This is a genomic window from Paraburkholderia suaedae (genome assembly GCF_040812055.1).
Classification (GTDB): domain Bacteria; phylum Pseudomonadota; class Gammaproteobacteria; order Burkholderiales; family Burkholderiaceae; genus Paraburkholderia.
Genome location: NZ_JBFOAH010000104.1, coordinates 1 through 1,096 on the forward strand (window position 1 = coordinate 1; position 1,096 = coordinate 1,096).

General features: G+C 57.3%; 1 protein-coding gene. It reads right to left on the minus strand.

What is annotated here, in order from left to right:
- Window positions 1–22: 22 nt before the first annotated feature.
- Window positions 23–1,057, minus strand: coding sequence for an IS481 family transposase (locus ABQJ48_RS37760; RefSeq protein ID WP_367842930.1), 1,035 nt, complete (start codon window positions 1,055–1,057; stop codon window positions 23–25).
- Window positions 1,058–1,096: the final 39 nt, after the last annotated feature.

Sequence of the window (1,096 nt, forward strand, 5' to 3'; positions counted from 1 at the left end):
TGTGCGATTCACAGACATCGTTTCACTTTCTTGAAGACCGTTTTCTTCGCGTGCTTGAGCTCGAGGCTCCGGTAGGAGACGCGAACTCAAGCACGCGCCGATGATGTTCGGCAAGGATCCTGTCGACTTGCCATTCGCGGTGCCGGATTCGCTCTTTTCGCTTGTCGTAGGCACTTTCGACCTGCTCCGCGAGAGGCGTGATTTCGCTCACTTCCGCGATGCGGTCGACGGGTGTCTTGCCGCCGAGTGAGCCGTGCGGGCGGCGCCAGTTGTAGTCGAACTGCCACTCCTCGATTCGTTGGTCAATCTCATCCTCGGCCGGAGCATGGTGAGACCAGAACTCATTCAGGTCAGTCAGCTGCGAGCGTTCGACCTTGCCATTGAGGTGTGGCGAGCGTGGCGGAATCGGTCGAAATTTGATGCATTCGCTCATGAGACGCCGCTGCACTGATTCGGCGAAGAACTCGCCGCCCCTATCAGTCTGGATACGCTGGATTGGAAACGGCATCTCCTCGATGACGCGATGAAGAAAAAGCAGCGTATTACAGGCGTTTCTGCGCGGATAGACAGCCAGTACACGGAAGCGCGAGCAGTCGTCGATGGCCGTGTATTGATAGACGCCTCGCGCGATCTTCATCGTGTCCATCTGGACCCGATCGCCCGGAACCGGGCGGCTATAGCGTTTGGGGCGTGACGGCCTCCTTGAACGAACTAACGGCTTCACAGACGCTTCGCATAACACCTTGTGAATAGTTGCGAGGGACAGTTCTCTTTGATCGTGGAGCCGCAACTCGTTCTGGATACGCCGTGCGCCCTTGTGCTCGGCACGTAGCCGGAGAATCGTCGCTCGATCGGATCGGGAGACCTTCCGGTTTGGACTGTTGAGAGGGCGGCGACTTTTAGAGCGAAGGCCTTCTTCTCCAGCATCGCGGTACCGTCGTAACCATTTGCGAAGTGTGGGTCTCGAGATGCCACAGCGCGCACACACGAGACCGGCATTACCGGTCTCGTGGTACATCGCCACCCACCGCAATCGAGTCGCAATCTCACGGTCCATCGCTTCATTTTAGTTGAAACGATGTCTGTGAATCACACA

Coding starts and splice junctions, on each gene's coding strand:
- ABQJ48_RS37760 (WP_367842930.1), bottom strand. CDS start 1,057: ATGGACCGTGAGATTGCGACTCGATTGCGGTGGGTGGCGATGTACCAC.